A 5,655-nucleotide genomic window follows, 5' to 3' on the forward strand; every position below is an offset into this window, starting at 1 on the left:
GGCAATTGCCTGTCCGAGGTCCTCGTCTGTTGTTAGGGGTCAGCGAGCTGCGGAGGCCACGAGGGCGCCGAAGGCCTGCATGCCGCGGGCGCTGGGGTGGAGTGGCGCGGCGGCCGAGGTGGGGACCAGACCTTCCAGCCAGCGTTGGCTGATCGGGGCGCAGGCGTCATGGCCGACGCTCGGGGAGCGAAGGTCGACGTACTGCGCACCGTGTGCGGCCGCCTGGGTGGCGAGCATGGTGTTGAGGCGGTCGATGGTGGACTGCAGGTAGTTGGCGTCGACCGGCCAGACGGGGATCTGCGGGTAGCAGCCGTTCGGGCGGATGTAGGTGCCGTAGCCGGTCACCAGGACGCGCGCATGCGGCGCCAGTTCGCGGATCCGGTCCAGCGCCTGACCGAACGGCGCGGCGGTCGCGTCGATGCGAGCAGCCAACTGGTCCTGCCCGCCGGCCGTGTACCGTGCCTTGCAGGACGTGCCGGCCGGTGGCGGGAGCAGGTTGAGACAGCTCAGCGCCGCGGACACCAGCCCGGTGTCGTTCCCGCCGATGGCGACCGTCACCAGGTCGGTCGTCGGCTTCAGAGCGTCGTACTGCGGTGGCTCGAACCCGAACTGCTTCCCGGTGAAGTCCGGGATGACCGCACCGGAGCAGGTCACGTCCGAGAGCCGGGCACCGAGCTGCGCGGCCGCGATGTGTGGGTAGTTCACGCCGGAACGCAGGCACGGCACGTCGACCTGCGGCGGGATCAGTGGCCCGGCCGCGGACGAGTCGCCGAGTGCGACGTACTCCAACGGCCCGTCTGCCTGCGCCGTGGCCGGGCCGCTCACCAACCCTGTCAAGAGCACCCCTAATGCCAGCAGGACACCTCGTCTCATCCGTCATCACCCTTCGCTGCCGATCGGTCACTACCTTCGAGTAGTAATGTTCGGCCCCAAAGCACCTGCTGGTCGCTAGGGCGAGGCCCAGACTTCGAGGGGTGATCGTTGTGCCGGATCACAAGGAGCTGCGATCCGGCGGCGTCCCGGTGCACCAGATCCTGCGCGCCGACCTCGGTCCGCTGGTCGACGCCGTACTGCGCCGGCTGGTCACGGACATCCGGCTCTACGCGCAACTGCCCGACGAAGAGCTGCAGGGCGACATCCGGCGGATCACCGAGCGGACGCTGCGCGCGTTCGGAGAGACCTTCCGGACCGGTGTGGTTCCGACCGGAGACGCGCTTGATCCGTTGCGGGAGTCGGCGACGCGGCGGGCCGAGGAAGGCGTTCCGCTGGAGGCGTTGCTCGCGGCGTACCACCTGGGCGGGCGGGTCTGCGCGGATCACGTGGCGACGACGTTCCGGCCGGACGAACTGGCGGACGCGATCGCACTCAACCGGCTGATCCTGGACTTCCTGCAGCGCGTCACCGCCGTGGTGTCGGCCAGCTATTTCGAGGAACGCCAGTCGATCGCGGGCGAGGACCAGGCCACCCGCCAGTCAGTGCTCGCGGCGTTGCTCGACGGTCGCCCGATCGACGAGTCCGCCGGGCTCGCGGGCGTGCGACTACCACCGGAGTACGTCGTCCTCGGTTTCGCGATCGGGCCGCATCCCGATGAGAGCCGCCCCGGCGTCGACCCTCAGATCGTTGCCCGCCGCAAGCTCCGGCGGATCCGGATGGAACTGGACCGCCTCGCCGGCGCCCTGTCGACGCTGTCTCCCGACGGTGGTGTGGCGCTGCTACCGACAACCTCTGCAAACCTGGACGATCTGCGTGGGCGGTTGAGTCGGGTGGCCGGTGTCGACATCACGGTCGCCGCGACGAACGTCGTACCTCGCGAGGTGCCTGCAGGCGTCGGGCTGGTGCGTGAACTGCTGGACGTCGTACGGACGCATCGACGCCCGCCTGGGGTGTACGAGCTGGACGATCTCTTGCTGGAGTACCAACTGAGCCGCCCCGGCCCGGCGCGCGACCGGTTGGCGACCATGCTCGCGCCGCTCGCGGATCGCCAGGACCTGATGGCCACGCTGCGGTGCTACCTCGGGAACGCACGCAACCGCCGGCAGACTGCCGCCGACCTGCACGTCCACACCAACACCGTCGACTACCGGCTCCGTCAGGTCGGCCGGCTGACCGGGCTCGATCCGGTGCGCGATGACCAGCTGCCGCGGATCGTCGCGGCCCTTGTCGCGTTCGATGCCCGGTGTTCACCCGGCTGACGTAGCGTGCGGACATGGCTCCGACACCTTTGCTCGGTTCCCGGACGCTGGACCGGCAGACGGCGCGCACGCTGCCGCCCGGGCCGAAGCTCCCGACGCTCGCCCAGACGGTGCTGTTCGCGAGTCACCGCCGGACGTTCTTCCCCCGGATGCGGGAGAAGTACGGCGACGTGTTCACGATCCGTCTGGTGCCGTCGAGTCGCGTGTGCGTCGTGCTGAGCCGGCCGGACCACATCCGCGAGGTGTTCGGCAGCCCGCCGGCGGTGATGCACGCCGGTGAGGGCAACACGGTGCTGGAGCCGATCATGGGCTCGCACTCGTTGCTGCTGCTCGACGACGAGGACCACGTCCGGATGCGCAAGCAGCTGATGCCGGCGTTCTCCGGCGCGGCCCTGCGTGGGTACGCCGGGATGGTGCACGAGCTCGCCCGCGCCGAGGTGGCGAAGTGGCCGGTCAACGAACCGTTCAAGGTGCACGAGCGGATGCGGAACCTGACGCTGGAGATCATCCTGCAGGTGATCTTCGGCGTCACCGACGCCGACCGGCTGAACACCCTGCGCCCGCTGCTGGACAAGATCGTCTCGGTGTCACCGGTGATCATGCTCGGCGGCTTCTACCCGGCGCTGCTCCGGGTCCGGCCGTGGAAGACGTACCTGGACACCCAGCGCAAGGTCGACGAGATCCTGTACGACGAGATCGCGCAGCGCCGCGAGACGTTTGCCGGACGCAACGACGTACTGTCGCGACTGCTTGCTGCTGGCAACTGGTCAGACGTGGAGCTACGGGACCAGCTGGTCACGTTGCTGCTGGCGGGCCACGAGACGACGGCGACGGGGCTGGCGTGGGCGTTCCACGAGCTGGCGCGACGGCCGGCGGACCTGGAGTTCGGGCAGCGTGCGGCGGACGCCGGGGCGGACGAGGAGCTTGAGGCGATCGTCAAGGAGGCGCTGCGCCTGCACCCGGTCGTGTACCAGGTCGGTCGTCGGCTGACCGAGACGGCCGACGTCGCCGGGTATCGCCTGCCGCGCGGTACGACGATCATGGCGGCGATCGGACTCGTCCATCGCGACGGTGAGCACTTCCCGCTGCCGACGGAGTTCCGCCCGCAGCGGTTCCTGTCCGACGATCCGCCGGCCCCCGGCACGTGGATGCCGTTCGGCGGTGGCGCCCGGCGGTGCATCGGCGCGGGCTTCTCGCTGATGGAGGGCACCGAGATCCTTCGGGCCGCGCTGGCCGAGTACGACGTCCAGGCGCCGCACCCGAAGCCGGAGCCTCCGCAGGCCAAGAACGTCACGCTGGTCCCACGGCACGGCGCGGAAATCACCGTCACCAAACGGTAGGGGACACGGCCGGTATAGACCGCAGGGGTGAGCGTGGCTCACCCCTGCCGAAAAGCTCAGTCCTCCGCGTCGCCGACGTCGCCCAGGTCGACGTTCTCGTAGCTCTCGAGGTTCTCCTCGTCGTCGTCCTCGAGCTCGAAGTTCTCGTCGTCGTCGACGACGTGCACCGCCGCCTCCTCCGCGCCCGCGGCGGCACCGTCGATGCCGACGTCCTCCGCGTACAGCTCGCTGTCGTCGTCACTGTGCGCACCCTCGTCGGAGGCGACCAGGCGGCCGGAGCGTTCGGCGCCGACCTGCGGCCCGCCGACGTCCTCCCCCTGCTCCGCGTAGGGGTCGACGTCCGGGACCTCCTGGGAGACCCGCTGGTCCAGCGACTCCCCCTGCAGGGCCTCGTCGGCGGTCGTCCCGAATCCTTCGCCCGCGGACCACTTCTCCGGCGGCGAGTACCCCTCGTCGAGCAGATCCTCGACACCCCGGTCGTTCAGGGTGTCCTCCGCCTGCAGCTGGTCCTCGTCGTCGACGCTGTAGCTGCCGTAGTCCTCGCGGTTGTTGTCGGTCATGAGCCAACCTTGGCGCGTCGCGAGCGGTGGAATCAAGCTCGACGGAGAATGGGGCCCGTGGATCCGGTCAGGCTGACGTTGGACCAACTGCGGGAGCTGCGCGACGACATCGCGCCGCGGGCCGCGCGGCGGTCACGCGCCTCGTTCCGCCGCCGGACCGAGCGCTGGCGCAGCCGGGCCTTCTTCATCGCCCAGTGCGCGCTCGCGGCCGGCGTCGCCTGGGCGATCGGCCGGTACGTCGTCGGTCACAAGCAGCCGTTCTTCGCGCCGGTCGCGGCGATGGTCTGTCTCGGGTTCAGCTTCGGGCAGCGGCTGCGCCGGGTCGCCGAGGTGATGGTCGGCGTGGCGGTCGGGGTCGGCGTCGGTGACCTGTTCGTGCGCGTCTTCGGCACCGGTATCCCGCAGATCATCTTCGTGATCGCGCTCGCGATGAGTGTCGCCGTACTGCTCGGGGCCGGCACGTTGATGACCACGCAGGCGGGTGTCCAGGCCGCGATCGTCACCACCCTGCTGCCGGACCCGGGCGCCGGTTTCAGCCGCTGGCTGGACGCGGTGCTCGGTGGGGTCGTCGCGCTGGCCGCCGCCACGATCGCCCCGGCCGCCGCGATCCGTCGCCCGCGGCAACAAGCGTCCGGCGTACTGAACGAGCTGGCCGAGATCCTGATCGAGACCGCCGACGGGCTGCGTTCCCGCGACGAGGAGGCGGTCACCGACGCGCTCCGCCGCGCCCGGGCCAGCGAGTCCCAGCTCGACGACCTGCGCAGCGCCGCCGACGAGGGGGTCGCGGTCGTCCGGCTGTCCCCGTTCCGCCGCCGGCACCGGGGGCGGGTCCAGGAGATCGCCGATCTCGTCGTACCGCTGGACCGCGCGATCCGGAACATCCGGGTCCTGGTACGCCGCTGCGCGGTGTCGGTCTGGCGGGACGAGAAGATGCCGTCGGAGTACCCGATGCTTCTCGACCGGCTCGCCGACGGCACCCGGCTGATCGGCGAGTCCCTGTTCGAGCCGGCCGCGGACGTCGCCGCGCACCGCGTACTCGGCGAGCTCGGCCGCCGGACCGCGGAGATGCCGCTACCGGTCGGGCTGTCCGCGGTCGTCGTCCTCGGGCAGCTCCGCTCCACGATCGTCGACCTCCTCGAACTCACCGGCACGTCGTACGACGACGCCCGCAAACTGGTCCCACTGCGTCTGGATGGACTCGACGAGAAGTAGTGACTCAGGTCACATTCCGGATTCCCGTCATACCTGGGGACCGGCGCCGTCTCACTGGCATGACGATCCACCGACTGATGAGCACGATGGCCACCGAGCAGGTTCGCCAGCTCGAGGACCTGCTGGCCGTCGACCTCCCCCAGACCACTGACGACCGGAGCGACGCCGCCGCCGAGCAGTAAAGGCGCCACCGGACGAACGGATCCAGGCGGCGCACCGGACGGTCTTGCCCACCGAGCTAGACCGCACGGACGTCGCACACCAAACGCAGAGGCGCCCTAGTGCGCGGCGCCGCCGGATCCGTTACCGCGGTCTCTTTTAAACAAAAACGAGCCCACGCTACTGGACAAC

Annotated in this window: 6 protein-coding genes; 4 read left to right on the forward strand and 2 right to left on the reverse strand. The window is 70.1% G+C overall.

Going from position 1 to position 5,655, the window contains the following annotated elements; translation table 11 throughout:
• Nucleotides 1–39: 39 nt before the first annotated feature.
• Nucleotides 40–873: an SGNH/GDSL hydrolase family protein gene (locus tag ACWGID_RS37710; protein ID WP_452204156.1), complete on the reverse strand. Its 834-nt coding sequence runs from the start codon at nt 871–873 to the stop codon at nt 40–42.
• A gap of 101 nt (nt 874–974) precedes the next feature.
• Between ACWGID_RS37710 and ACWGID_RS37715 the strand changes: the two genes are divergently transcribed.
• Both ACWGID_RS37715 and ACWGID_RS37720 read left to right on the forward strand, forming a co-directional pair.
• Nucleotides 975–2,192 carry a PucR family transcriptional regulator gene (locus ACWGID_RS37715; RefSeq protein WP_452204157.1) on the forward strand — a complete coding sequence of 406 codons (1,218 nt, stop codon included), beginning with the start codon at nt 975–977 and terminating at the stop codon, nt 2,190–2,192.
• A gap of 14 nt (nt 2,193–2,206) precedes the next feature.
• Nucleotides 2,207–3,532, forward strand: coding sequence for a cytochrome P450 (locus ACWGID_RS37720; RefSeq protein ID WP_452204158.1), 1,326 nt, complete (start codon nt 2,207–2,209; stop codon nt 3,530–3,532).
• 56 nt (nt 3,533–3,588) lie between these two features.
• On the opposite strand, the gene ACWGID_RS37725 is transcribed toward ACWGID_RS37720, so the two are convergent.
• Nucleotides 3,589–4,092: a DUF5709 domain-containing protein gene (locus tag ACWGID_RS37725; protein ID WP_452204159.1), complete on the reverse strand. Its 504-nt coding sequence runs from the start codon at nt 4,090–4,092 to the stop codon at nt 3,589–3,591.
• Between the two features lie 48 nt (nt 4,093–4,140).
• Here ACWGID_RS37725 and ACWGID_RS37730 point away from each other — a divergent pair, with 48 nt between their 5' ends.
• Together ACWGID_RS37730 and ACWGID_RS37735 are read left to right on the forward strand one after the other, a co-directional pair.
• The gene (locus ACWGID_RS37730) at nt 4,141–5,304 is read left to right on the forward strand and encodes an FUSC family protein (RefSeq protein ID WP_452204160.1); all 1,164 of its coding nucleotides are present in this window, start codon (nt 4,141–4,143) and stop codon (nt 5,302–5,304) included.
• 59 nt (nt 5,305–5,363) lie between these two features.
• A complete protein-coding gene (locus ACWGID_RS37735) occupies nt 5,364–5,486 on the forward strand; it encodes a hypothetical protein (protein WP_452204161.1) in 123 nt (40 codons plus the stop codon).
• The last annotated feature ends 169 nt before the right edge of the window (nt 5,487–5,655 follow it).

The organism is Kribbella sp. NPDC054772, assembly GCF_053611945.1.

What these genes read in the sequence shown, in the direction of transcription:
- ACWGID_RS37710 (WP_452204156.1), bottom strand. Translation starts at nt 873, where the DNA reads ATGAGACGAGGTGTCCTGCTGGCATTAGGGGTGCTCTTGACAGGGTTG.
- ACWGID_RS37720 (WP_452204158.1), top strand. Translation starts at nt 2,207, where the DNA reads ATGGCTCCGACACCTTTGCTCGGTTCCCGGACGCTGGACCGGCAGACG.
- ACWGID_RS37725 (WP_452204159.1), bottom strand. Translation starts at nt 4,092, where the DNA reads ATGACCGACAACAACCGCGAGGACTACGGCAGCTACAGCGTCGACGAC.
- ACWGID_RS37730 (WP_452204160.1), top strand. Translation starts at nt 4,141, where the DNA reads ATGGGGCCCGTGGATCCGGTCAGGCTGACGTTGGACCAACTGCGGGAG.
- ACWGID_RS37735 (WP_452204161.1), top strand. Translation starts at nt 5,364, where the DNA reads ATGACGATCCACCGACTGATGAGCACGATGGCCACCGAGCAGGTTCGC.